Origin of the sequence: Streptomyces xinghaiensis S187, assembly GCF_000220705.2 — a bacterium.
Taxonomy (GTDB): domain Bacteria; phylum Actinomycetota; class Actinomycetes; order Streptomycetales; family Streptomycetaceae; genus Streptomyces; species Streptomyces xinghaiensis.
Genome location: NZ_CP023202.1, coordinates 2,905,010 through 2,928,474, shown reverse-complemented (window position 1 = coordinate 2,928,474; position 23,465 = coordinate 2,905,010). Strand labels below are relative to the sequence as shown.

Below are 23,465 nucleotides of genomic sequence, written 5' to 3'. Positions count from 1 at the left end.
GCATCGCGGCCGTACCGTTGTTGTGTACGCACGGACCGGACGGTGAACGGATCCGGTGACGACGGAAGGCGGAAGGCGCCCCCATGGTGGAGATCAAGACCCCGGAGCAGATCGCGAAGATGCGCGAGGCCGGGCTGGTCGTCGCGCGCATCCATGAGGCGTGCCGGGCGGCGGCGGTCCCGGGGGCGACGACCAAGGACCTCGACGACATCGCCCGCAAGGTGCTGGCCGAGCACGGCGCCAAGTCCAACTTCCTGGGCTACGGCGGATTCCCGGCGACCATCTGCACCTCGGTCAACGACGTGGTGGTGCACGGCATCCCGGACACCACGACCGTGCTGCGCGACGGCGACATCATCTCCATCGACGCCGGAGCGGTGATCGCGGGCTGGCACGGCGACGCCGCCCTCACCGTCTTCGTCGGCGGAGGCCACGCGCCGGAGCTCGTGGAGCTCAGCCGGGTCACCGAGGAGTCGATGTGGGCCGGCATCGCCGCGGTGAAGCAGGGCAACCGCCTGGTGGACATCTCCAAGGCGATCGAGGGCTACATCCGCCGCCAGCCCCGTCCGTCCGGCGGCAAGTACGGGATCATCCAGGACTACGGCGGCCACGGCATCGGCTCGGAGATGCACATGGACCCGCATCTGCTGAACTACGTCGACCGCAAGCGCGGCCGCGGCCCGCGCCTGGTGCCCGGCTTCTGCATCGCGATCGAGCCGATGGTGAGTCTCGGCACTCCCAGGACGCACGTCCTCGCCGACGAGTGGACCGTCAAGACCGACGACGGCAGCTGGAGCAGCCACTGGGAGCACTCGGTGGCCCTCACCGAGGAGGGACCGCTGGTGCTCACCGCCTTCGACGGCGGCCGGGCCAAGCTGGCGGAGTACGGGATCACGACGGCCCCGGACCCCTGCGCCGGATCCTGAGCCGGCGCCCCCGGCCGCGGAGGGCCGGGGCGGAGCGACAAGACCGGCGGCGGCGCGGAGGCATAAGGATCTCCGCACGGGGGAATCCTGATTAGTCTTTCCGGTTGCCGTCGCGTAGACTGACACGTCGGGTCACGCCTGTCCTCGGGCATGCCGTGAGCCGATCAAGGTAGCCGATTCGAAAGGCGAAGCGTGGCCAAGAAGCAAGGTGCCATCGAGATCGAGGGCACCGTGATCGAGTCTCTGCCGAACGCCATGTTCAAGGTGGAGCTCCAGAACGGTCACAAGGTCCTCGCGCACATCAGCGGCAAGATGCGGATGCACTACATCCGTATCCTTCCCGACGACCGGGTCGTGGTGGAGCTCTCTCCGTACGACCTGACGCGCGGCCGGATCGTCTACCGCTACAAGTAGATCTCGTGATCGTTTCGCCTTCGGGCGGTGCGGTCGCACGACCCGGAGAACCTCACATCCCATGAAGGTCAAGCCGAGCGTCAAGAAGATCTGCGACAAGTGCAAGGTGATCCGCCGTCACGGCCGGGTCATGGTCATCTGTGACAACCTGCGCCACAAGCAGCGCCAGGGCTGACACCGACCCGCACTGAAGCAGTTCGCGCGACGCAACACAGACAGAACCGCAGTCATCCGTTCCTCGCGCAGGGACGACACCCCCGGCGGAGGCCGGGGACCCGGCGGCCGGGCCGCCGGGAGAGATGCTGTGGAAGACCTCCGATGCAATCAGGAGCCAATCGATGGCACGCCTTTCCGGCGTTGACCTCCCGCGCGAGAAGCGCGTCGAGGTCGCCCTCACCTACGTTTTCGGTATCGGGCGCTCCCTGGCCCAGCAGACGCTGGCCGCCACGGGCGTGAACCCGGACACCCGTGTCCGGGACCTGGCCGAAGAGGATCTGATCAAGATCCGCGAGTACGTGGACGCCAACCTCAGGACCGAGGGTGACCTCCGCCGCGAGATCCAGGCCGACATCCGCCGCAAGGTCGAGATCGGCAGCTACCAGGGTCTGCGCCACCGCCGCGGTCTGCCCGTCCGCGGTCAGCGTACGAGCACCAACGCCCGCACCCGCAAGGGCCCGCGTCGCGCGATCGCCGGCAAGAAGAAGCCGGGCAAGAAGTAGTCCGCTCCGGACGCCACTGCGGTCCTCCGGGATGCGTCCCGGGGTCCGCTGTCACCGCGGTCCGGCAGGTAGGACCGACCACCTCCACAGGAGTTTCTGAGTATGCCTCCGAAGAGCCGTACGGCCGGCGCCAAGAAGGTGCGCCGCAAGGAGAAGAAGAACGTCGCCCACGGGCACGCTCACATCAAGAGCACGTTCAACAACACCATCGTCTCGATCACCGACCCCACGGGCAACGTGATCTCCTGGGCCTCGGCCGGCCACGTCGGCTTCAAGGGCTCGCGCAAGTCGACCCCGTTCGCCGCGCAGATGGCCGCCGAGTCGGCCGCGCGCCGCGCGCAGGAGCACGGCATGCGCAAGGTCGACGTCTTCGTCAAGGGTCCCGGCTCCGGCCGTGAGACCGCGATCCGCTCCCTCCAGGCCACCGGCCTCGAGGTCGGCTCGATCCAGGACGTGACCCCCACCCCGCACAACGGATGCCGGCCGCCCAAGCGCCGTCGCGTCTGAGCCGGCTGAAGTAGGAGACAAACAAACAATGGCGCGTTACACCGGGGCCGACTGCAAGCGATGCCGTCGGGAGAAGCAGAAGCTCTTCCTCAAGGGGAGCAAGTGCGAGAGCGCGAAGTGCCCGATCGAGATCCGTCCTTACCCCCCGGGTGAGCACGGTCGCGGGCGCACCAAGGACAGCGAGTACCTGCTGCAGAAGCGTGAGAAGCAGAAGGCCGCTCGTATCTACGGTGTCCTTGAGAAGCAGTTCCGTGGTTACTTCGAGGAAGCCAACCGCAAGCAGGGCAAGACCGGCGAGAACCTGCTGCGCATCCTCGAGACCCGGCTGGACAACGTGGTCTACCGCGCGGGCTTCGCCAAGTCCCGCGACCACGCCCGTCAGCTGGTCAAGCACGGTCACATCACCATCAACGGCCGCAAGAACGACATCCCGTCGGCTCGCGTGTCCGTGAACGACATCATCGAGGTCCGCAAGTCCTCGCTGGAGCTGACGCCGTTCGTCGTCGCTCGGGCGGAGGCCGGCGAGAAGACCGTTCCGGCGTGGCTGGAGGCCATCCCGTCGAAGATGCGGATCCTCGTGCACAGCCTGCCCGAGCGCCAGGTGATCGACACCCAGGTGCAGGAGCAGCTGATCGTCGAGCTCTACTCGAAGTAATCCGGGTGAGCCGACTGCTCCTGCGGCTTCTCCCCGGGCGGCGCCACGCGCGCTGCTTGGGGTACGGGGATCGCTCCCCGGGGGATCGCAGCATCGACACCCAGGTGCAGGAGCAGCTGATCGTCGAGCTCTACTCGAAGTAAGGGCTCGTAACAGCTGAGGGGCGGGCGGCCGAAGCGGGGGAGACCCGCGGCGGCCGCCCGTATCCTTGGCACTGTCCGGCATCAAATAGCGGGTGCCGAAGACTGAAGGAGTACATCCATGCTGATCGCTCAGCGCCCCTCGTTGACCGAAGAGGTCGTCGACGAATACCGCTCCCGGTTCGTGATCGAGCCGCTGGAGCCGGGCTTCGGCTACACCCTCGGCAACTCCCTCCGCCGTACGCTGCTCTCCTCGATCCCCGGTGCCGCCGTCACCAGCATCCGGATCGACGGGGTCCTGCACGAGTTCACGACCGTGCCGGGCGTCAAGGAGGACGTCACCGACCTCATCCTCAACATCAAGCAGCTCGTCGTCTCCTCCGAGCACGACGAGCCCGTGGTGATGTACCTGCGCAAGCAGGGCCCCGGGCTGGTCACGGCGGCGGACATCGCGCCGCCGGCCGGTGTCGAGGTGCACAACCCGGACCTCGTCCTCGCCACGCTGAACGGCAAGGGCAAGCTGGAGATGGAGCTGACCGTCGAGCGCGGTCGCGGCTACGTCTCCGCCGTCCAGAACAAGCAGCTGGGCCAGGAGATCGGCCGGATCCCGGTGGACTCCATCTACAGCCCGGTGCTCAAGGTCACGTACAAGGTCGAGGCGACCCGTGTCGAGCAGCGGACCGACTTCGACAAGCTGATCGTCGACGTCGAGACCAAGCAGGCCATGCGTCCTCGTGACGCCATGGCGTCGGCCGGCAAAACCCTGGTCGAGCTGTTCGGTCTGGCCCGCGAGCTCAACATCGACGCCGAGGGCATCGACATGGGCCCGTCGCCGACGGACGCCGCCCTGGCCGCCGATCTGGCGCTGCCGATCGAGGAGCTGGAGCTCACGGTCCGGTCGTACAACTGCCTCAAGCGCGAGGGCATCCACTCCGTGGGCGAGCTCGTGGCGCGGAGCGAGGCCGATCTGCTGGACATCCGCAACTTCGGTGCCAAGTCGATCGACGAGGTCAAGGCGAAGCTGGCCGGCATGGGCCTGGCCCTCAAGGACAGCCCGCCCGGATTCGACCCGACCGCCGCCGCTGACGCCTTCGGGGCGGACGACGACGCGGACGCGGGCTTCGTGGAGACCGAGCAGTACTGAGCCGTTCCGCCTCCGGCGGGGTGGTGGTCCCGGCACCGGGTGCCGGGGTGCCGCCCCGCCGGGCGCGCGGCCCGGACGCAAGCCTCCGGGAACCGCCGGTTCCCGGGTTCCGGCGGGCACGAGCCCGTACGGACACTGACACCGGTACCTGATACGGCCGGTGCAGAGACTGAGGAGACACACATGCCGAAGCCCGCCAAGGGTGCCCGTCTGGGCGGCAGCGCCGCGCACGAGCGGCTGATGCTGGCGAACCTCGCCACCGCGCTCTTCGAGCACGGCCGCATCACCACCACCGAGGCCAAGGCCCGCCGGCTGCGCCCGGTGGCCGAGCGTCTGATCACCAAGGCGAAGAAGGGCGACCTTCACAACCGCCGCCAGGTGCTCCAGACGGTCCGCGACAAGGGTGTCGTCCACACCCTGTTCACGGAGATCGGCCCGCGGTACGAGAACCGTCCGGGTGGCTACACCCGGATCACCAAGATCGGCAACCGTCGCGGTGACAATGCCTCGATGGCCGTCATCGAGCTGGTCGAGGCGCTGACCGTGCAGCAGACCGCTGTCGGTGAGGCCGAGGCCGCCACCAAGCGTTCCGCCAAGGACGCCGCCGGTGACCAGGCTGTCGCGGACCTCAAGAAGGACCAGGGCGAGGCGGCTGCCGCCGAGTCCGAGGCTCCGACCGCCGAGGCCGAGGCCGCCGAGGCCACGGAGTCCGGCGAGGAGAAGAAGGACGCCTGATCCAGGCGCCGCCTTCCGCTCCACGGCCGGCTGCCACAGCAGGCTGTACGGACGGGCCCGCTCCAGTTCTCTGGGGCGGGCCCGTTCCGCGTCTGGTGAGAGGATCTTCGGATGAGTGACGACGTTGAGCCGGGACAGGTACGGGTGCGGCTGGACCTTTCCTACGACGGGAAGGACTTCTCGGGCTGGGCGCGGCAGCGCGAGCGGCGCACGGTCCAGGGGGAGCTGGAGGACGCGCTGCGGGTCGTGATGCGGCTGCCGTACCCGGTCGAGCTGACCGTGGCCGGGCGCACGGACGCCGGAGTGCACGCCCGGGGCCAGGTCGCCCACGTCGATCTGGCGGAGGAGGTCTGGGCCGAGCACGGCGGGAAGCTGCTGCGGCGGCTCGCGGGGCGGCTGCCGCACGATGTGCGGGTCTGGCGGGTGAGCGAGGCGCCGCCGCACTTCAACGCCCGGTTCTCGGCGATCTGGCGGCGTTACGCCTACCGGGTCGGCGATCACCGCGGTGGTGTGGATCCGCTGCGGCGCGGTCACGTTCTGTGGCACGACCGGCCGGTGGACGTCGATCTGATGAACGAGGCCGCGGCCAGGCTGCTCGGGGAGCACGACTTCGCCGCGTACTGCAAGAAGCGCGAGGGCGCGACCACCATCCGGACGCTGCTCGACCTGCACTGGGAGCGGCCCGGCCCGGGGGGGGAGGACGCCGGGCTGGCGGTGGCGACCGTGCGCGCGGATGCCTTCTGCCACAACATGGTGCGTGCGCTGGTGGGGTCCATGCTGCTGGTGGGCGACGGGCACCGGCCGGTGGGCTTCCCGGCCGAGGTCCTGGCGGGGCGGGTCCGCCACTCGGCGGTCAACGTCGTGCGGCCGCACGGGCTGACCCTGGAGGAGGTCGGCTACCCGGCCGACGACCAGCTGGCGGCCCGCAATCTGGCGGCCCGCAACAAGCGGAGCCTGCCGGGGGCGGCGGCCGCCGCGGGGGCGGCCGGGCGGTAGCTGGGCCGCGGTCGCCGCCGGCCACCGGTGACGGGACGGCGGGCGACCGGCGGCTCCGGGGCGGGGCGTCCGGGCGGCGGTGATTCTCCGCCGGAGCAGCGATGAGTTTGCCGTCCCGGGGCGGTCGGTATGGGTAAACACTCTCGCGCTCCAGGAGGGCACCCATGATCGAAAAGGGCTTCACCACCTGTCTGTGGTTCGACGGCCGCGCCGAAGAGGCGGCGCAGTACTACACCTCGGTCTTCGAGGACGGGCGGATCGGGAAGACTAGCCGCTACACCGAGGCCGGTCCCGGGCCCGCGGGCTCGGTGGTCACCGTGGACTTCGAGATCAACGGCCAGAAGTTCGTCGCGCTGAACGGCGGGCCGGAGTTCAGCTTCACCGAGGCCATCTCGTTCCAGATCACGTGCGAGAACCAGGCCGAGGTGGATCACTACTGGGACCGGCTCACCGAGGGGGGCGGCCAGGAGGTCCAGTGCGGCTGGGTGAAGGACCGGTTCGGGGTGTCCTGGCAGATCGTCCCGGCCGTGCTCCTCGACATGGTCGGCGACCCGGACCCGGAGAAGGCCAAGCGGGCGACCGAGGCGATGCTCGGGATGAAGAAGCTCGACATCGCGGAGCTCCGGAAGGCCTACGAGGGCGCGTAGCCCGCCCGGCGGGGGCGCGGGCCGGCCGCGTCGTCCGTGACCGGGGCACACGGGGGTCCCGGTCACGGAAGGTGCGTTCCGCCGGCCCGTACGACGGCCGAGGAGACCGCCGGCCGCGGGCCTCAGCCGGCGCGCTGGGCGAGGAGGTGGCGGAAGCGGGCGTCGTGGGCGTCGACGGGCGGGTCGTCGAGCCGGTCGACGAAGACGGCGACCAGGCTCGCGGGCGCGTCGTAGTCCACCGTGTCCGGGAGCCGGTGGCGGAGGTGGCGCCAGGCGGCGAGATTGGGGTGGTCGTAGTCGGGGCACGCCCCGGCGGGGGCGAGGAGCCCGATGGCCTCGTCGAGCTGGTCCACGGTGACGGGGTAGGTGCGGGTGCCGACCCGGTGTTCGCAGACGGTGGAGAGCACGGCGGCCGGCAGATAGTGCTCACCGGCGTTGACCACGGGGAACTCGGTGCCCGAGGGCGTGATCAGGCCCAGCCCGTGGGCGGCGGGCCGCCGCCACCCGGGGAGCTGCCGCATGAAGTGGTCCATCGCGGCGGCCAGTTGTTCCTTGGTGGTCCAGGCTTCCGCCACGATTCCCGCTCCCTCGCCCCGTAGGCCCCGTACCCCGTTGAAGATCCGAACACCGTAGCGGCGCGCCGCGGGGCTGGACAGCCCTTGCGCGGGCCCGTCACGGCCCGCCGGAACCGCCGGACCGGGCTGTTGCCGGACGGTGACGGACCGTGTCGGGAGGAGGTGGGCCTGGCGCCGGCGCGGGGCGGGGAGTCCGGTGGGGGTGGGTACGGTCGGACGGACGGCGCCGGGTCACGCGTGGGGTGAGGCCGGTGGCCACGGGCCGTCCGACAGGCCGTACGCCGAGCTCAGCCAGGAGCTGAGCTGGGTGCGGGAGCGGATGCCGAGCTTGCGGTAGATGCGGGTCAGCGAGGCCTCGATGGTCTTGACGCTGAGGAACATCCGCGCCGCGACCTCCTGGTTGGTGGCCCCCTCGCCGACGAGGACGGCGATCCGCTCCTCGGAGTCCGTCAGGACGGCGAACGCGGCGGCTCCGGCCCCGCTCCCGTGCCCCGGTGCCGCCCCGGGCTCGCGGACCGTGGCGGCCGCGCCCGCGCCGGACGGGACGCCGAGCGCGGTGCCGCCGGCCGGGCCCGTCCGGCCGGGTTCCGCCGTCGTGCCGTCGACCTGGGCCAGCAGGCGGCCCGCCTGCTCCGTCCACGGCTTCGCGCCGTGGCGGGCGAAGAGGGCGAGCGCCTCGCTGACGGCCGTACGGGCCGCGGCGGTACGGCGCCGTCGGCGTTCGATTCCGGCGCGGACCAGCAGGCAGTGACCGCGTTCGAGCGGCTGTCCCAGCACCTCGAAGCGGTGCGCGGCCTCTTCGAGCAGGCGTACGGCCGCGTCGGGGCGGCCCTGGGCGGCGAGCAGGGCGGCCTCGGCGCGGTCGAGCTGCGCCATGACGCCGGCGCCGGGCGGAAGGGTGCCGGGCGTACCCGGCTCTCCGGGGTCCGCGGGGCCCGGCCGGCGGTCCGTACGGGTGCGCGCTCCGGCTTCGCGCTTGCCGGCTGCCGTGCCGCCGGGGTCGCCGAAGCCGCCGGGGCCGCCGGGGGCTTCGGGGCCGCCCGGGCCGTCGTGCCGTCCGCCGAGCTCCACGGTGATCGCCTCGCGTGCCGAGGCGATGGTCTCCGCCGCCTCCTCGTGGCGTCCGAGGGCCGTCAGCCCGGCCGCCAGATCGCTGTGCCAGCGGAGCACCAGGGGCGCCGACACGCCCTGTTCGCGTTCCAGCGCGCGGATGCGGAGCAGCGCATCGACCCCGCGCCGCACGTCTCCGCCGCGCAGCCGGGCCTGGCCCAGGACGTGCAGATGGCGTCCCAGGAAGATGGAGTCGCGCTCCTGTTCGGAGGCGCGCACCCCGCGCTCCGCGTAGGCGACGGCCCGCTGGACGCTGCCGCCCGCCAGTTCCGCGACGGCGGCGTTGTACCAGGCGGGACCGGGGCTGAGCGCGGCGTCCTCGGTGATGCGGATCGCCCGGTCGGCGAAGTGCAGCGCGTCCGCGCACCGGCCGAGCCGGGCCGAGACCTCGGAGAGGCTGCGCAGGACCTCCATGACCTCCTCGCCGTGTCCCCGCTCGGTGAGGGCGAGCATCCGCAGCAGGTCCTGCCGGGCCTCCTCCAGCCGGTCGTCGAAGACGGCGAACCGGGCGGCGTGGAAGCGCGGCGCCATGTGCAGCCGGCCGTCGACGGCCGGCTGCGGCAGGGCCAGCGCGGCATCCATGATCGCCCGGTGGTCGGGGCGGCCCATGACCCGGGCGGCGATCGCGCGGATGCAGAGGGCCATGGCCTCGGTGTCGGTGTCGCCGACGGCGCGCGCCAGTCCGGCGGCCCGCTCCGCCTCCTCGGCGCCGGGGCCCGGACGGCCGTCCACCAGCGCCGCCCAGGACAGCCGCAGCCGCAGCGGCGCCAGCAGGGACGGGTCGTCGCCCGCGTCGACGAGGGCGGCGGCGAACACCTCGTCCCGTTCGGCGAGTGCCTGCCCGGACAGGTCGATGAGCGCCAGCCGGACCCGTACCCGCTGGTCGCGGTGGGCGTCGGCGGCGAGGACGGCGTCGGCCGCGCGGTGCACGATGCCGGGGAGTCCCGCCGCCGCGCCGACCTCCGCGGCGGCCACCAGCCACTCCAGGCGCTCGGCCTCGAACTCGTACGGTGTGCGGTCCGCGGCCAGCAGGTAGAGCTCCGCGGCCAGCCGGTGGGAGCCCTGGCGGCGGGCCGCCTCGGCGGCGGTGACCAGGGAGCGGGCCACCTCCGCGTCGGGGTCGGCGGAGGCGAGGGCGCGGTGCCGGACGCGGCCCGCCGCGTCGGTCACGACCCCGGCGAGCACGGTGTGTGTGGCGGCCCGGTGCCCGGCCGACGCCGACTCGGCCAGGACGGTGCCGACCGCCGGCGGGGTGAACCGCAGGGTGCCGCTCTCGCTCACCAGCAGCCCGGCCTCGACGGCACGGCGGATGTCCCGCTCGGCGTCCGCGCGGCCCGCCCGCAGCAGCAGCTCCGCCGTGGGATGCGCGGCCAGCGCGGCGACCAGCAGCGTCTCGCGGGTCTGCGAGGGCAGCGCGGCGACCCGCTCGCTGATGAGGGCGTGCACATGCCGGGGGAGCGGGACGGGACGGCCGTGCCGGGGGAGGCGGTCGGTGAACGCGCCGCCGAGCGCCAGGGCGAGATACGGATTGCCGCCCGATTCCGCGTGCACGGTGTTCGCCACCCGGGCCGGCAGGCCGTACTGGTCCAGCAGTTCGGCCAGTTCGTCCGGCGCGAGCGGGGGTACGGCGATCTCGGCGGTGCCGGGCGGTACGGGCCACGGGGCCCGGCGTGCCCGGCCGTATCCCGTCCCCGGGGCGGTGCCCGTGCCCGTACCGGGGTCCGGGAGCGGGCCGCCGGGAGCGCCGGACTCCGCTCCCGCGCCGGCCGGGGCCGCGTCCACGGCCTGCTCCGGCCGCTGCCCGGCGAGCAGGACGCGCACGGCGCCGCCGGTCAGGCGCCGCGCCGCGTAGGCGAGGGTGTCGGCGGAGGCCGTGTCCAGCCACTCGGCGTCGTCCAGGAGCAGCAGCACCGGTCCCGCCTCCGCGCAGCGGGTGAGCAGCGTCTGCCACGCGAGCCGGCAGGCGAACTGCGCGCGGCCCGCGGTGACGGCGGGACGGTCGCGCAGCAGCACCCCGTCCATGGCGGCGCGCTGCGGCCCCGGGAGGGCGTCCAGCCACGCGGCGGGCACCTGGCTCAGCAGCTCGGCGAGCGCCGCGTAGGGGATCCAGCGCTCGGTCTCGGCACCGGCGGCGCGCAATACCAGTTCGCCGCGTGCGGCGGCGGCCGCGCCGGCGGCTTCCAGCAGGGCCGTCTTGCCGATGCCGCTCGGGCCGGTCAGGACGACGCTGCCGCCCGCGGCGATGCGGGATTCCACGGAGGCGAGGAGAGCCGCCCGGCCCACCAGACGGGGCGCGGACCGGAAGGCGGCTGCGGCCGGAACGGCCGGGGTGCCTGTGATGGTGTCCTCCCGGCTCGGAGCGGGACGGGACGGGATAACGCGCCGACCTTAACCAGCCCGGTGCGCGAGCGGCAATGGCCCGGCCGCTATTGCCGGAACCGGGCCGGACCGGAGCGGACCGGAGCGGACCGGACAGGACCCGGCCGGAACGGGAGGGACGGGGCGGGACGCGGCGCGAGGGCGGTGGGCCGGGCGGTCTCGTTCCGCGGGGCGGAGGCCCCGGCCCGGGCCGCCGGACGGGCCCGGGGCGGCCGGACCGCGGCCGGTACGATCAGCTGGAACGATCGGCCGGAATCGCCTCGTCCGGAGCTGCCCCGCCTTCCGGCGGCGCCCCGTCCGTCGGTCAGCCGGCCTGGGCCGTGGCCGCCTTCGCCGCCTGCGCCTCGCCCCGGTCGACGATGCTGTTGAAGGTGTAGTCGGCGACGTCCTTGCCGGCCTGCCGCGCCCGGGTGTCGGCGGTGGTGACGTCCTCGCCGGAGGTGTAGCCGGCGACCGTGAAGTAGGCGTAGCGGCCGATGGAGTTGGCCGTCAGCCGGCAGGCCGTGGCCCGGCAGAAGACCGGCACGCCGTCGCCGGGCAGTGACCGGATGTTGCCGGTCGCGTCCTCCTTGGCCTTCGCCGCCTGAGCCTCGGTGCCGAAGACGGCGACGCCCACGGTGACCGCGACGCCGTCCCGCGTGTACGTGGCCCGGATGACCTGGTCGCAGCCGTTCTCCGTCAACGCTGGCGCGAGCCGGCCGGAGGCGGCGGTGGCGCAGTTGGTGACCGAGTCGGTGGCGCCCTTGCCGTACGCCCGGCTGGCCATGGTCATCCGGGTGTCCGGGAACAGGGTGGTCGCGGTGAGCGGTGCCGTGTCCTTGTCGGCGTCCGAGATGAACTCGCGCGGGTCGGGCGGAGGCGGCGGCTTGACCTCCGAAAAGGACGGTTCCGGCTGCTGTGGCTCGCTGGGCAGGGTCTCCGGTGCGGGGAGACCCTCCTGTCTGCCCTCGGCATTGCCCCCGTTGACGACGCCGAAGGCCACGATGGTGCCGACAATGGCCGTGGCGGCGGCCCCTCCGCCGATCAGCAGCATCTTGCGGCGGCGGTTGCGGGCGGCGGTCCGGTCCGCCATGGCGCCCCAGTCGGGCGTCGAAGAATCGAAGGAACCCCCGGGCCCCGAAAAGCCCCTTTGCCCAAAGCTCATGCGGTGCAGTCTAAACCGGTTGGTACCCCGGCTGTTGTCTTGTGACAATCGCCCGCATGGGGCATGTGGAAGTGGCGCACGTCGAGTATTACCTGCCGGACGGCAGACCTCTGCTGGTCGACGCCTCGTTCCGGGTCGGTGAGGGATCGGCCGTGGCCCTCGTCGGGGCCAACGGCGCGGGCAAGACGACTCTGCTGAAACTGATCGCGGGTCAGCTCACGCCGCACGGGGGTTCGGTGACGGTCGGCGGCGGCCTGGGGGTGATGTCCCAGTTCGTCGGCTCGGTACGGGACGAGCGGACGGTGCGCGACCTGCTGGTGTCCGTCGCCCCGCCCCGTATCCGCACGGCGGCGCGGGCGGTCGACGCGGCGGAGCACGCCATCATGACCACCGACGACGAGGCGGCGCAGCTCGGCTACGCGCAGGCGCTCAGCGACTGGGCGGAGGTCCGCGGCTACGAGGCCGAGACGCTGTGGGACATCTGCACCACGGCCGCGCTCGGCGTTCCGTACGAACGGGCGCAGTGGCGCGAGGTGCGCACCCTCTCCGGGGGCGAGCAGAAGCGGCTGGTGCTGGAGGCGCTGCTGCGCGGTCCGGACGAGGTGCTGCTGCTCGACGAGCCGGACAACTACCTTGACGTGCCCGGCAAGCGCTGGCTGGAGGAGCGGCTGCGCGAGACGCGCAAGACGGTCCTCTTCGTCAGCCACGACCGCGAGCTGCTGGCCCGCTCCGCGAGCAAGATCATCAGCGTGGAGCCGGGGGTGGCCGGCAGTGACGTCTGGGTGCACGGCGGCAGCTTCGAGACGTACCACGCCGCGCGCAAGGAGCGCTTCGCCCGGTTCGAGGAGCTGAAGCGGCGCTGGGACGAGGAGCACGCCCGGCTCAGGGCGCTGGTGCTGCGGCTGCGGCAGCAGGCGGCGAACAGCCCCGACATGGCCTCCCGCTACCGGGCGATGCAGACCCGGTTGCGCAAGTTCGAGGAGGCCGGCCCGCCGCCCGAGCCGCCGCGCGAGCAGGACATCCGGATGCGGCTGCGCGGCGGCCGTACCGGCGTACGGGCCGTGACCTGCGAGCGGCTGGAGCTGACCGGGCTGATGCGGCCCTTCTCGCTGGAGGTCCACTACGGCGAGCGGGTCGCCGTGCTCGGCTCGAACGGCTCCGGGAAGTCGCACTTCCTGCGGCTGCTGGCCGGTGACGGGGTCGCCCACACCGGAAGCTGGAAGCTCGGCGCCCGCGTGGTGCCCGGCCACTTCGCGCAGACCCACGCCCACCCGGAGCTGGAGGGGCGCACCCTCACCGACATTCTCTGGACCGAACACGCGCGCGACCGGGGCGCCGCCATGAGCGTGCTGCGCCGGTACGAGCTGGAGCGCCAGGGCGACCAGCCGTTCGGCAGGCTCTCCGGCGGCCAGCAGGCGCGCTTCCAGATCCTGCTGCTGGAGCTGTCGGGGACCACGGCCCTGCTGCTGGACGAGCCGACGGACAACCTCGACCTGGAGAGCGCCGACGCCCTCCAGCAGGCGCTGGAGGCCTACGACGGAACGGTGCTCGCGGTGACGCACGACCGCTGGTTCGCCCGTTCATTCGACCGGTTCCTGGTCTTCGGTGCCGACGGCGTCGTCCGGGAGACCCCGGAGCCGGTGTGGGACGAGACCCGGGTGGCCCGCGCCCGCTGAGCCGCGGGCCGGCCCGGCGCGTCCCGCCGGGTGCCCGGCCCGGCCGTGCAGCCCCGGGGCCCCGCCCCGGGCCGCCCGGGTGCCCGATTGCGGAGGCACGGGCCCGGGCACCCGCCGCGCCGCTCCGCCGGGGCCGGTCCGGGCCGGGGCCGCCCGGGCCCGGCCTGCCGGGATCTCCCCGGCGGCACGGGCGTCCGCCGGCCGGCCCCGGCGCCGGCCCCGTACCCGGAGCACCGTGCCGGAACTCGCGGCGCCGACGCAGCCGAGCGCCAGCCACTGCACCGGCACCAGGTGCTCGGACAGCAGGACGGCGCCCGCGAGCCCCGCGCTCACCGGTTCGAGGCTCTGCAGCACCCCCACGGTCCGGGGCGGGATGCGGCGCAGTGCGGCCATCTCCAGCGAGTACGGCAGCACCGTGGCGAAGACGGCCACCAGCGCGCCGACGGCCAGTGCCCGCGTCCCCAGCAGCGCGGTCCCGCTCTCCGCCGCCCCGAACGGCACGGTGAGCACGGCCGACCAGGCGACGGCCGGCGCCAGGGGCGCTCCGCCGGCGGACCGGGCCCCGGCCTGCCGGCTGAGCAGCAGGTAGCAGGCCATGGAGGCGCCCGACGCCAGGGCGAGCAGCACCCCGGGCAGCGGGAGCCCGGCCCCGCCGGGCAGGTGGAAGAGCCAGACGCCGAGGCCCGCCAGGGCGGCGAGCGCGAGGTCGGCCGTCCGCCGGGAGGCCAGCAGCGCGAGCGTGACCGGCCCGATGAGCTGCAGGGCCGAGGCCGTGCCGAGCGGCAGGTACCGCAGCGCGGGATAGACGAGGTTCATGCCGGCGATCGACGTCCCGAAGGCGAGGACGAGGAGGACGTCGGCCCGGGTGCGCGGCAGTGCGGGCCGGTGGATGAGGAGCAGCAGCAGGGCGGCCAGGCCCAGCCGCAGGGCCACGACCCCCATCGGGCCGACCGTGTCGAACAGCTGTTTCCCCACGGCCAGACCGAAGTGGATGCTGAGCATGCTGCCCAGCACCAGAACGGGGGCGGTGGACTCCCTCATCCCCCAAGGCTCCGGCGCCCCAACTGTGTACGTCCATCGAACGTTTGGGGTCGAATTCCTTTAGCATTTGCTACATGGTCGATTTACGGAGACTGCGAGTCCTGCGCGCCCTGGCCGAGCACGGCACGGTGACGGAGACCGCGGCGGCGCTCCACCTCACCCCCTCCGCCGTCTCCCAGCAGCTGCGGCAGCTCGCGCGCGAGCTCGGCGTCGAGCTGCTCCGGCCCGAGGGGCGCGGCGTACGGCTCACACCGGCCGCGCGGATCCTGCTGCGGCACGCCGAGACGCTGCACACCCAGTGGGAGGCGGCCCGGGCCGAACTGGCCGCCGAGGGGCGGGAGATCACCGGCACCCTCCGGCTCTGCGGCGTCTCCTCGGCCGTCGCGGCGCTGGCCGCCCCGGCCGTGACGGCGCTGCGTGCCGCCCATCCGGGGCTGACGGCCCAGGTGAGGGAGGAGGAGAGCGGCGACTGCTTCCGGCTGCTGCTCGCCGGTGAGACCGATCTGGCCCTCGTGCTGCCCGGCCCCGGGGTGCCGCCGGTGCCCGACCCGCGCTTCGAACAGTTCCCGCTGCTGGACGACCGTCAGGACCTTCTGGTGCCGGAGGGGCACCGGCTGGCCCGGCCGGGCGGGGTGACCCTCGCCGAGGCCGCGGCCGAGCCCTGGATCGTCAAGCGGCGGGACAACGACACCTTCGGGCTGCTGGCCGCCGCCTGCGCCGCCGCGGGGTTCACGCCGCGGGTGGCGCACGAGGCCAAGGAGTGGTTCGCGGTGTCGGCGCTGGTGGCCGAGGGGCTCGGGGTGTGCCTGCTGCCGCGGCTGGTGCCGCTGCCGTCCCCGCACGCGGTGGTCCGGGTGCCGCTGACCGGGGAGCCCGTGCCGTTCCGGCGGATCGTCGCGGGGACGCGGCGGGGCGGGGCGGGGCACCCGGCCGTCGCGGCCGGGCTCGACGCGCTCCGCGGGGCCGCCGCCGCGCGGCCGGGCGCGGTCCCGGCCGGCGGGCGGGAGGCGTTTTGACCGGCGTGGGGGCGGGCCGGTATTCTGCGGGTTCGTTATGCGTATTGGCTTGCTCTATCTCACGTGAGGGGGCCTTACGCCGGTCCACCGGGCCGAACACCAGCGGCAGGCACGGGCTGCGTCACCCGTGGCGCCACGGCTGTCGTGATCGTCCGGGTGACCTTGTCAGGACCTTTCCCCACAGCCCTGGCGGGCTGGGGGAGACCCCATCACTGCAGAAGCGAAGGCTAACGACCGTGCGTACGTACAGCCCCAAGCCCGGCGACGTCCAGCGTCAGTGGTACGTCATCGACGCCACCGACGTGGTTCTCGGACGCCTGGCCTCCCAGGCCGCCACCATCCTGCGTGGCAAGCACAAGCCGGTGTACGCGCCGCACGTTGACGCTGGTGACTTCGTCATCATCATCAACGCCGACAAGGTGCACCTCTCCGGCAACAAGCGGACCCAGAAGCTGGCCTACCGCCACTCCGGCTACCCGGGTGGTCTGCGGTCCGTCCGCTACGACGACCTGCTGCGGAACAACCCCGAGAAGGCCGTGGAGAAGGCCATCAAGGGCATGATCCCGAAGAACTCGCTGGGCCGCCAGGTCCTCTCGAAGCTGAAGGTCTACGCCGGCTCCGAGCACCCGCACGCCGCCCAGCAGCCGGTTCCGTTCGAGATCACCCAGGTCGCGCAGTAGTCCGGCCACCCCCAACAGAAGAGAATCTGAGGAGAATCGTGGCCGAGACCACCGCAGAAGCCCCCGTCGTCGACGTCGAGGAGACCCCCGGCGTCGAGGAGTACACCAGCGAGTCGCTCGCGTCCCGCTTCGGCAACCCGCAGCCGGCCGCCGGCCTGGGCCGCCGCAAGAACGCCATCGCCCGCGTCCGCATCGTGCCGGGCAGTGGCAAGTGGAAGATCAACGGTCGCACCCTTGAGGAGTACTTCCCCAACAAGGTGCACCAGCAGGAAGTCAACGAGCCCTTCAAGGTGCTGGAGCTCGACAACCGCTACGACGTCATCGCCCGCATCAGCGGCGGCGGCATCTCCGGCCAGGCCGGTGCGCTGCGCCTCGGCGTGGCCCGCGCCCTGAACGAGGCGGACGTGGACAACAACCGCGGCCCCCTCAAGAAGGCCGGCTTCCTGAGCCGCGACGACCGCGCCGTCGAGCGGAAGAAGGCCGGTCTCAAGAAGGCCCGCAAGGCGCCGCAGTACAGCAAGCGCTGAGCGTTCACCCCACCGTACGACTCGCCCCGGCGGGCACACTCCGTGCCTGCCGGGGCGTTCGTCATATGGTCGGCCAGAGGCGTATACAGGCAGCAGGACGCCCCGAAGCCAGGCAGGCTCCCGGCGAGATCACAGCAGTGTGCGGCCGTGCGCGGCACCTGTGCAGCACAGACGGAGGACACCAGTGGGACGACTCTTCGGCACGGACGGTGTGCGCGGTGTCGCCAACGCGGATCTGACCGCCGAGCTCGCGCTCGGCCTGTCGGTCGCGGCGGCGCATGTGCTCGCCGAGGCGGGTACGTTCGAGGGCCATCGCCCGACGGCCGTGGTGGGACGTGACCCGCGCGCGTCCGGGGAGTTCCTGGAATCGGCCGTGGTGGCGGGCCTCGCCAGCGCGGGTGTGGACGTCCTGCGCGTCGGTGTGCTGCCCACCCCCGCGGTGGCGTACCTCACCGGCGCGCTGGGCGCCGACCTCGGCGTGATGCTCTCGGCCAGCCACAATCCGATGCCGGACAACGGCATCAAGTTCTTCGCCCGCGGCGGCCACAAACTCGCCGACGAGCTGGAGGACCGCATCGAGGCCCTCTACACCTCGCACGGCGCCGGCGAGCCCTGGGACCGTCCGACCGGCGGGGGTGTCGGCCGGGTCCGCAACTACGACGAGGGCTTCGACAACTACGTCGCGCACCTCATCGGTGTCCTCCCGAACCGTCTCGACGGCCTCAAGGTCGTCCTCGACGAGGCCAACGGCGCGGCCGCCCGGGTCTCCCCGGAGGCGTTCGCGCGGGCCGGCGCCGAGGTCGTCACCATCGCCGCCGACCCGGACGGCCTCAACATCAACGACGGCTGCGGCTCCACCCACCTCTCCCTGGTCCGGGACGCCGTCCTGGAGCACGGCGCGGACCTCGGCATCGCCCACGACGGCGACGCCGACCGCTGCCTCGCCGTCGACGCCGAGGGCAACGAGGTCGACGGCGACCAGATCCTCGCCGTCCTCGCGCTCGGCCTGCGGGAGCAGGGCCATCTGCGGAAGAACACCGTCGTCGCCACCGTGATGTCGAACCTCGGCTTCACACTCGCCATGGAGCGCGAGGGCATCGAACTGGTGCAGACCGCCGTCGGCGACCGGTACGTCCTGGAGGAGATGAAGCGGGAGGGCTTCGCCCTCGGCGGCGAACAGTCCGGCCACGTCATCATCCTCGACCACGCGACCACCGGCGACGGCACGCTGACCGGCCTGATGCTGGCCGCCCGGATCACCGCCACCGGACGCGGCCTGCGGGACCTGGCGTCCGTCATGGACCGGCTGCCGCAGGTCCTCGTGAACGTCCCCGACGTGGACAAGTCCCGGGTCGACTCCAGCGCCGAGCTGGCCGCGGCCGTCGCCGACGCGGAGCGCGAACTCGGCGCCACCGGGCGGGTGCTGCTCCGCCCCTCGGGGACGGAACCGCTGGTCCGCGTGATGGTCGAGGCGCCCGACACCGAGCAGGCCCGCTCGGTCGCCGGACGGCTGGCCGACGCGGTGAAGTCAGCGCTCGGCTAGCCCCGCGCCGGGCGTCCGGCCGGTGCCCGCTACCGGCCGGCGCCTGCTACTGCCCCGCCCCGCCCCCGGCCCGCTGCTCCGCCAGGGCGCGCTCACGCCGCTTCGTCCGCTCCAGCAGCTTCTTCTGGACGAGCAGGGTGAGCGCGCCCGCGGCGATGATGCCGGCCAGGTTCACCGCGAGCTGCAGACCCGAGCCGCGCAGCTCCTCCAGGTCGCCGTAGGCCAGCGCGGCGGCCGCGTTGGCCGCCGCGGGAACCGTCGTCACGGAGATCGCCACGCCGATCAGGGCGCCCGACTTCTCCGAGGTCAGCGAGAGCGTCCCGGCGATGCCCGCGAGCAGTGCCACCACCAGCGAGACATGGCCCGGCTGCCAGACGAACTCGGTGGGCCCGTCCTCGCCGGCCAGCATGTCCGCGCTGAACACCCCGGTCGCGTCCAGCGCCAGGACGAAGGCCGTGGCGGCGGCCACGGCGACCGCGAACCCCGCGGTCAGCGCGGTGAACGAGCGTCCGGCCTCCCGCAGGCGTCCCAGCACCAGCCCGGTGCTCACCCCCGACAGCGGCCCGAACTCCGGGCCGACCGCCATGGCTCCCACGATCAGGACGGCGTTGTCCAGCATCACGCCGCAGGACGCGATCATCACCGCGACCGTCATGAACGCCAGATAGGTGACCGAGACGGCCGACTCCTCGTGGGTGGCCTCCGAGAGCTCCTCCCACAGCACCGCGTCCGCCGGCTCGCCCGGGGCGTCCCGCTCGGCCTGCTCGGCCCGTCGCGACAGGGAGACGGCGATGTCCTGGAGGGCGACCGAGCCGTCCTCGTGGAGGCGCAGCTCCCGCAGCTCGTCCGTCACCTCGTCGGCCGCCTCGCGCGCCACGTCGCAGACCACCAGGTCCCCGGCGGGGTCCCGTCCGGCCCCCGGGACGACCATCAGGTTGGCGGTGCCCACGGCCCGCCGCAGCAGCGCCGTGACCTGCTCGGTGCGGTCGGCGGGGCAGATGATCCGGAGCTGCAGCATGGGCGCAGATTACGCGCGCCGGGCCCCGGGCCGGGTCACAGCTTGCGCAGGCTCAGCCGCTGCACCTTGTGGTCGGAGCCCTTGCGGAGGACGAGGTTGGCGCGGCCCCGGGTCGGGACGATGTTCTGCTCCAGGTTGGGCCGGTTGATCGTGCTCCACATCCGCCGGGCGTAGTCCAGCGCCTCCTCCTCGGAGACCTGGGTGTACTTGCGGAAGTACGAGAACGGGTTCTGGAAGGCGGTCTCGCGCAGCTTGCGGAACCTGCCGAGGTACCACTGCTCGATGTCCTCGGTCCGCGCGTCCACGTAGACGCTGAAGTCGAAGTAGTCGGCGAGGCCGACCCGGGTGCGTCCGTCGTGGCCCGGCAGGGCGGGCTGGAGGACGTTGAGGCCCTCGACGATCAGTATGTCGGGGCGGCGCACGGTCAGCCGCTCGCCCGGCACGATGTCGTAGATGAGGTGGGAGTACACGGGGGCGGTGACCACGTCCCGGCCCGCTTTGACCTCGGCGACGAAGCGGGTCAGCGCCCGCCGGTCGTACGACTCGGGGAAGCCCTTGCGGGACATCAGGCCGCGCCGGTGCAGTTCGGCGTTGGGGAGCAGGAAGCCGTCCGTGGTGACGAGTTCGACCCGGGGATGCTCCGGCCAGAGGGCCAGCAGGGCCTGGAGCAGCCGGGCCACGGTGGACTTGCCGACGGCGACGCTCCCCGCGACGCCGATGACGAACGGGGTGCCGGGCTGGACGCCGTGCCCGCTCGCGGTGTCGCCGAGGAAGGTGTTGAGCGCGCCGCGCAGATTGCCGGCGGCGGCCACATAGAGGTTGAGGAGCCGGGAGAGCGGCAGGTAGACCTCGCGGACCTCGTCGAGGTCGATGACGTCGCCGAGACCGCGCAGGCGTTCGACCTCGTCCGCGGTCAGGGGCAGGGGGGTCCGCTCGCGCAGCGCACTCCACTCCGCACGGGTGAGATCCATATAGGGGGTGGCGTCGGAACGGCGTCGCTGCTGCGGCTCGGTGAGGGACACGAGGCCCATTGTGCGGGTGGGCACGGAGCGGGGCGGGGCGCGGGGGTGCGGAAGCGCGCCCCGCGCGGCGCACATCCGTTCTCCCCGGGGCCTACACAGAATGTTCGGCACGGCATAACGTTCGGGCAACGGAACGCCGGCCGGAAACCTGCTCGGGGGAGCGGGGCGCGGGCGCGTCCCGCCGGCCGTCCGCACCCGCGACCAGGGGGGAACCCATGTCCGTATCCGTGCACGGCCCGGCCCGGATCTTCGGCCACCTGTTCGGCAGGGGGCAGGGCGGCCCGGCGCCGCGGCCCCGGCGCTCCGACGCCCGCGCGGAACGGCGGGGAGCGGCGGGACGGATCGTCAGCGAGCTGGCCGACGAGTTGCCCGACGAGGACCTGATGGAGGACCTCGACGACTCCATAGACCTCTACCGGACGGGCTCCAAGCCCAGCTGCGAGGAGTCCGAGTTCCTGTGGCTGCTGCGGGACGCCCGGGACCGGATGGAACGGGGCGGCTGACGGCACGCCGCTCCACTCGTGAGGCCGCCGCCGTGGCCGCCGCCGTGAACGGTGCCGGGCCCTCGCCGGGCCCCCGAGGCGGCCGGCCACCGGTGCGGGGCCGTAGGCTGCGGTCATGTGCGGAATCGTTGGGTATGTGGGAGGGCAGTCCGCCCTCGACGTTGTCATCGCCGGTCTGAAGCGCCTGGAGTACCGGGGCTATGACTCGGCCGGGGTCGCCGTGCTCGCCGACGGCGGGCTGGCCGCCGCGAAGAAGGCGGGCAAACTGGCCAACCTGGAGAAGGAGCTGGCGGGCCGCCCGCTGCCGTCCGGTTCCACCGGTATCGGCCACACCCGCTGGGCCACCCACGGCGCCCCCACGGACGCGAACGCCCATCCGCATCTGGACAACGCGGGCCGCGTCGCCGTCGTCCACAACGGCATCATCGAGAACTTCGCCCAGCTGCGGGCCGAGCTGACCGACCGGGGCCACCAGCTCCTCTCCGAGACCGACACCGAGGTCGTCTCCCACCTGCTGGCCGAGGAGTTCTCCTCCTGCGGCGACCTGGCCGAGGCGATGCGCCAGGTGTGCGGCCGGCTGGAGGGCGCCTTCACCCTGGTCGCCGTGCACGCCGACGAGCCGGACGTGGTGGTCGGCGCGCGCCGCAACTCGCCGCTGGTGGTGGGCGTCGGCGACGGCGAGTCCTTCCTCGCCTCCGACGTGGCCGCGTTCATCGCGCACACCCGCGAGGCGATCGAGCTGGGCCAGGACCAGGTGGTCGAACTCCGCCGGGACGGCGTGACGGTCACGAACTTCGACGGCAGCCCGGCCGACGTCCGCGAGTACCACGTCGACTGGGACGCCTCCGCCGCCGAGAAGGGCGGCTACGACTACTTCATGCTCAAGGAGATCGCTGAGCAGCCGAAGGCCGTCGCCGACACCCTCCTCGGCCGGATCGACGGCTCGGGCACCCTGCTGCTGGACGAGGTGCGCATCCCGCCGTCCGAGCTGCGCGAGATCGGCAAGATCGTCATCGTGGCCTGCGGCACCGCCTTCCACGCCGGGATGATCGCCAAGTACGCCATCGAGCACTGGACGCGCATTCCCTGCGAGACCGAGCTGGCCAGCGAGTTCCGCTACCGCGACCCGATCCTCGACCACCGCACCCTCGTCATCGCCATCAGCCAGTCCGGCGAGACCATGGACACCCTGATGGCGCTCCGGCACGCCCGCGAGCAGGGCGCCCGCGTCCTCGCCATCTGCAACACCAACGGCTCGACGATCCCGCGCGAGTCCGACGCCGTGCTCTACACCCACGCCGGGCCGGAGGTCGCGGTCGCGTCCACCAAGGCGTTCCTCACCCAGCTCGTCGCCTGCTACCTCGTCGCGCTCTACCTCGGCCAGGTGCGCGGCACCAAGTGGGGCGACGAGATCCACTCCGTCATCCAGGAGCTGTCGGCGATCTCCGTCCAGGTCGAACAGGTGCTCGGCACGATGGAGCCGGTACGGGAGCTGGCCCGCAGCCTCGCCGACAAGAACACCGTGCTGTTCCTCGGCCGGCACGTCGGCTTCCCGGTCGCCCTGGAGGGAGCGCTCAAGCTCAAGGAACTCGCCTACATGCACGCCGAGGGCTTCGCCGCCGGTGAGCTCAAGCACGGTCCGATCGCGCTGATCGAGGAGGACCTCCCGGTCGTCGTGGTCGTGCCCTCGCCGCGCGGGCGGTCGGTGCTGCACGACAAGATCGTCTCCAACATCCAGGAGATCCGGGCCCGGGGCGCGCGCACCATCGTCATCGCCGAGGACGGCGACGAGACGGTGGTGCCGTACGCCGACCACCTGATCCGCATCCCGCCCACCCCGACGCTGCTCCAGCCGCTGGTGGCGACGGTCCCGCTGCAGGTCTTCGCCTGCGAACTGGCCACGGCCCGCGGCAACGAGGTGGACCAGCCGAGGAACCTCGCGAAGTCGGTGACGGTCGAGTGATCCTGGGCGTCGGTATCGACGTCGCCGAGATCGACCGCTTCGCCGAGGCGCTGGCGCGTACGCCCGCGCTGGCCGACCGGCTCTTCGTCGACCACGAACTGACGCTGCCGAGCGGCGAGCGGCGCGGTGTCGCCTCGCTCGCCGCCCGCTTCGCCGCCAAGGAGGCGCTGGCCAAGGCGCTGGGCGCGCCCCGGGGGCTCTCCTGGACGGACGCCGAGGTCGTCACCGAGTCGAACGGACGGCCGACGCTGCGGGTCAAGGGCACGGTCGCGGCCTGCGCGGCCCGGCTCGGGGTGACCGGCTGGCATGTCTCGCTGAGCCATGACGCCGGAGTCGCGTCGGCGGTGGTCATCGCGGAGGGCTGAGCCGCCGTCCGGCCGCCGTC

General features: G+C 72.8%; 25 protein-coding genes. 19 read left to right on the top strand and 6 right to left on the bottom strand.

Going from position 1 to position 23,465, the window contains the following annotated elements; translation table 11 throughout:
- The first annotated feature begins 83 nt into the window (after nt 1-83).
- From map to SXIN_RS12360, 11 genes are all read left to right on the top strand, one after another.
- The gene (gene map / locus SXIN_RS12405; protein WP_019707842.1) at nt 84-926 is read left to right on the top strand and encodes a type I methionyl aminopeptidase; all 843 of its coding nucleotides are present in this window, start codon (nt 84-86) and stop codon (nt 924-926) included.
- 192 nt (nt 927-1,118) lie between these two features.
- Complete coding sequence (gene infA, locus SXIN_RS12400; protein ID WP_003956442.1) at nt 1,119-1,340, top strand: translation initiation factor IF-1; 222 nt, start codon at nt 1,119-1,121, stop codon at nt 1,338-1,340.
- Nucleotides 1,341-1,401: 61 nt separating this feature from the next.
- Complete coding sequence (gene rpmJ / locus SXIN_RS12395) at nt 1,402-1,515, top strand: 50S ribosomal protein L36 (protein WP_003956441.1); 114 nt, start codon at nt 1,402-1,404, stop codon at nt 1,513-1,515.
- A gap of 163 nt (nt 1,516-1,678) precedes the next feature.
- A complete protein-coding gene (rpsM, locus tag SXIN_RS12390; RefSeq protein WP_019707843.1) occupies nt 1,679-2,059 on the top strand; it encodes a 30S ribosomal protein S13 in 381 nt (126 codons plus the stop codon).
- Between the two features lie 102 nt (nt 2,060-2,161).
- Entirely contained in the window at nt 2,162-2,566 is a 405-nt protein-coding gene (rpsK, locus tag SXIN_RS12385) for a 30S ribosomal protein S11 (RefSeq protein ID WP_009715860.1), read from the top strand.
- Nucleotides 2,567-2,594: 28 nt separating this feature from the next.
- On the top strand, nt 2,595-3,221 hold the full coding sequence (rpsD, locus tag SXIN_RS12380; protein ID WP_019707844.1) for a 30S ribosomal protein S4: 627 nt from the start codon (nt 2,595-2,597) through the stop codon (nt 3,219-3,221).
- A 5-nt stretch (nt 3,222-3,226) separates the two neighbouring features.
- Entirely contained in the window at nt 3,227-3,364 is a 138-nt protein-coding gene (locus SXIN_RS31270) for a hypothetical protein (RefSeq protein ID WP_019707845.1), read from the top strand.
- A gap of 118 nt (nt 3,365-3,482) precedes the next feature.
- Nucleotides 3,483-4,505, top strand: coding sequence for a DNA-directed RNA polymerase subunit alpha (locus SXIN_RS12375; RefSeq protein ID WP_010473911.1), 1,023 nt, complete (start codon nt 3,483-3,485; stop codon nt 4,503-4,505).
- A 183-nt stretch (nt 4,506-4,688) separates the two neighbouring features.
- On the top strand, nt 4,689-5,240 hold the full coding sequence (rplQ, locus tag SXIN_RS12370) for a 50S ribosomal protein L17 (RefSeq protein ID WP_019707846.1): 552 nt from the start codon (nt 4,689-4,691) through the stop codon (nt 5,238-5,240).
- Between the two features lie 111 nt (nt 5,241-5,351).
- Nucleotides 5,352-6,236 (top strand): tRNA pseudouridine(38-40) synthase TruA, encoded by an 885-nt coding sequence (truA, locus tag SXIN_RS12365; protein ID WP_095756994.1) that lies wholly within the window; start codon nt 5,352-5,354, stop codon nt 6,234-6,236.
- 164 nt (nt 6,237-6,400) lie between these two features.
- Nucleotides 6,401-6,883, top strand: coding sequence for a VOC family protein (locus SXIN_RS12360; RefSeq protein ID WP_019707848.1), 483 nt, complete (start codon nt 6,401-6,403; stop codon nt 6,881-6,883).
- Between the two features lie 122 nt (nt 6,884-7,005).
- Here SXIN_RS12360 and SXIN_RS12355 read toward each other — a convergent pair whose 3' ends face one another.
- The 3 genes from SXIN_RS12355 to SXIN_RS12345 form a co-directional block, all read right to left on the bottom strand.
- Nucleotides 7,006-7,458: a hypothetical protein gene (locus tag SXIN_RS12355; RefSeq protein WP_019707849.1), complete on the bottom strand. Its 453-nt coding sequence runs from the start codon at nt 7,456-7,458 to the stop codon at nt 7,006-7,008.
- Between the two features lie 231 nt (nt 7,459-7,689).
- Nucleotides 7,690-10,851 (bottom strand): helix-turn-helix transcriptional regulator, encoded by a 3,162-nt coding sequence (locus SXIN_RS12350; RefSeq protein WP_095756993.1) that lies wholly within the window; start codon nt 10,849-10,851, stop codon nt 7,690-7,692.
- A gap of 400 nt (nt 10,852-11,251) precedes the next feature.
- Nucleotides 11,252-12,091, bottom strand: coding sequence for a hypothetical protein (locus SXIN_RS12345; RefSeq protein WP_039820634.1), 840 nt, complete (start codon nt 12,089-12,091; stop codon nt 11,252-11,254).
- Nucleotides 12,092-12,147: 56 nt separating this feature from the next.
- Between SXIN_RS12345 and SXIN_RS12340 the strand changes: the two genes are divergently transcribed.
- Nucleotides 12,148-13,767 carry an ABC-F family ATP-binding cassette domain-containing protein gene (locus tag SXIN_RS12340; RefSeq protein ID WP_039820635.1) on the top strand — a complete coding sequence of 540 codons (1,620 nt, stop codon included), beginning with the start codon at nt 12,148-12,150 and terminating at the stop codon, nt 13,765-13,767.
- Here SXIN_RS12340 and SXIN_RS12335 read toward each other — a convergent pair.
- Nucleotides 13,672-14,808, bottom strand: a complete 1,137-nt coding sequence (locus tag SXIN_RS12335) for an EamA family transporter (RefSeq protein WP_095756992.1) — start codon at nt 14,806-14,808, stop codon at nt 13,672-13,674. The genes SXIN_RS12340 and SXIN_RS12335 overlap by 96 nt on opposite strands.
- Before the next feature lie 74 nt (nt 14,809-14,882).
- Between SXIN_RS12335 and SXIN_RS12330 the strand changes: the two genes are divergently transcribed.
- From SXIN_RS12330 to glmM, 4 genes are all read left to right on the top strand, one after another.
- Complete coding sequence (locus SXIN_RS12330) at nt 14,883-15,824, top strand: LysR family transcriptional regulator (RefSeq protein WP_095756991.1); 942 nt, start codon at nt 14,883-14,885, stop codon at nt 15,822-15,824.
- A gap of 236 nt (nt 15,825-16,060) precedes the next feature.
- Nucleotides 16,061-16,504 carry a 50S ribosomal protein L13 gene (gene rplM, locus SXIN_RS12325; RefSeq protein ID WP_019707852.1) on the top strand — a complete coding sequence of 148 codons (444 nt, stop codon included), beginning with the start codon at nt 16,061-16,063 and terminating at the stop codon, nt 16,502-16,504.
- 38 nt (nt 16,505-16,542) lie between these two features.
- Nucleotides 16,543-17,031 (top strand): 30S ribosomal protein S9, encoded by a 489-nt coding sequence (gene rpsI, locus SXIN_RS12320; RefSeq protein WP_019707853.1) that lies wholly within the window; start codon nt 16,543-16,545, stop codon nt 17,029-17,031.
- 184 nt (nt 17,032-17,215) lie between these two features.
- A complete protein-coding gene (gene glmM / locus SXIN_RS12315) occupies nt 17,216-18,574 on the top strand; it encodes a phosphoglucosamine mutase (RefSeq protein WP_019707854.1) in 1,359 nt (452 codons plus the stop codon).
- A gap of 46 nt (nt 18,575-18,620) precedes the next feature.
- Here the strand turns inward: glmM and SXIN_RS12310 are convergent, their stop codons facing one another.
- Both SXIN_RS12310 and coaA read right to left on the bottom strand, forming a co-directional pair.
- A complete protein-coding gene (locus SXIN_RS12310; protein ID WP_019707855.1) occupies nt 18,621-19,592 on the bottom strand; it encodes a DUF389 domain-containing protein in 972 nt (323 codons plus the stop codon).
- Between the two features lie 35 nt (nt 19,593-19,627).
- Nucleotides 19,628-20,623 (bottom strand): type I pantothenate kinase, encoded by a 996-nt coding sequence (gene coaA, locus SXIN_RS12305; protein ID WP_039820640.1) that lies wholly within the window; start codon nt 20,621-20,623, stop codon nt 19,628-19,630.
- Nucleotides 20,624-20,829: 206 nt separating this feature from the next.
- On the opposite strand from coaA, the gene SXIN_RS12300 reads away from it, so the two are divergent.
- The 3 genes from SXIN_RS12300 (at nt 20,830) to SXIN_RS12290 (ending at nt 23,445) form a co-directional block, all read left to right on the top strand.
- On the top strand, nt 20,830-21,117 hold the full coding sequence (locus SXIN_RS12300; RefSeq protein WP_019707857.1) for a hypothetical protein: 288 nt from the start codon (nt 20,830-20,832) through the stop codon (nt 21,115-21,117).
- Nucleotides 21,118-21,232: 115 nt separating this feature from the next.
- On the top strand, nt 21,233-23,080 hold the full coding sequence (gene glmS / locus SXIN_RS12295; protein ID WP_039820638.1) for a glutamine--fructose-6-phosphate transaminase (isomerizing): 1,848 nt from the start codon (nt 21,233-21,235) through the stop codon (nt 23,078-23,080).
- Nucleotides 23,077-23,445, top strand: a complete 369-nt coding sequence (locus tag SXIN_RS12290) for a holo-ACP synthase (protein WP_019707859.1) — start codon at nt 23,077-23,079, stop codon at nt 23,443-23,445. The genes glmS and SXIN_RS12290 overlap by 4 nt, the downstream gene beginning before the upstream one ends.
- Nucleotides 23,446-23,465: the final 20 nt, after the last annotated feature.

Coding starts and splice junctions, on each gene's coding strand:
- map (WP_019707842.1), top strand. CDS start 84: ATGGTGGAGATCAAGACCCCGGAGCAGATCGCGAAGATGCGCGAGGCC.
- rpmJ (WP_003956441.1), top strand. CDS start 1,402: ATGAAGGTCAAGCCGAGCGTCAAGAAGATCTGCGACAAGTGCAAGGTG.
- rpsM (WP_019707843.1), top strand. CDS start 1,679: ATGGCACGCCTTTCCGGCGTTGACCTCCCGCGCGAGAAGCGCGTCGAG.
- rpsK (WP_009715860.1), top strand. CDS start 2,162: ATGCCTCCGAAGAGCCGTACGGCCGGCGCCAAGAAGGTGCGCCGCAAG.
- rpsD (WP_019707844.1), top strand. CDS start 2,595: ATGGCGCGTTACACCGGGGCCGACTGCAAGCGATGCCGTCGGGAGAAG.
- SXIN_RS12375 (WP_010473911.1), top strand. CDS start 3,483: ATGCTGATCGCTCAGCGCCCCTCGTTGACCGAAGAGGTCGTCGACGAA.
- rplQ (WP_019707846.1), top strand. CDS start 4,689: ATGCCGAAGCCCGCCAAGGGTGCCCGTCTGGGCGGCAGCGCCGCGCAC.
- truA (WP_095756994.1), top strand. CDS start 5,352: ATGAGTGACGACGTTGAGCCGGGACAGGTACGGGTGCGGCTGGACCTT.
- SXIN_RS12360 (WP_019707848.1), top strand. CDS start 6,401: ATGATCGAAAAGGGCTTCACCACCTGTCTGTGGTTCGACGGCCGCGCC.
- SXIN_RS12345 (WP_039820634.1), bottom strand. CDS start 12,091: ATGAGCTTTGGGCAAAGGGGCTTTTCGGGGCCCGGGGGTTCCTTCGAT.
- SXIN_RS12340 (WP_039820635.1), top strand. CDS start 12,148: ATGGGGCATGTGGAAGTGGCGCACGTCGAGTATTACCTGCCGGACGGC.
- SXIN_RS12335 (WP_095756992.1), bottom strand. CDS start 14,808: ATGAGGGAGTCCACCGCCCCCGTTCTGGTGCTGGGCAGCATGCTCAGC.
- SXIN_RS12330 (WP_095756991.1), top strand. CDS start 14,883: ATGGTCGATTTACGGAGACTGCGAGTCCTGCGCGCCCTGGCCGAGCAC.
- SXIN_RS12310 (WP_019707855.1), bottom strand. CDS start 19,592: ATGCTGCAGCTCCGGATCATCTGCCCCGCCGACCGCACCGAGCAGGTC.
- coaA (WP_039820640.1), bottom strand. CDS start 20,623: ATGGGCCTCGTGTCCCTCACCGAGCCGCAGCAGCGACGCCGTTCCGAC.
- SXIN_RS12300 (WP_019707857.1), top strand. CDS start 20,830: ATGTCCGTATCCGTGCACGGCCCGGCCCGGATCTTCGGCCACCTGTTC.
- glmS (WP_039820638.1), top strand. CDS start 21,233: ATGTGCGGAATCGTTGGGTATGTGGGAGGGCAGTCCGCCCTCGACGTT.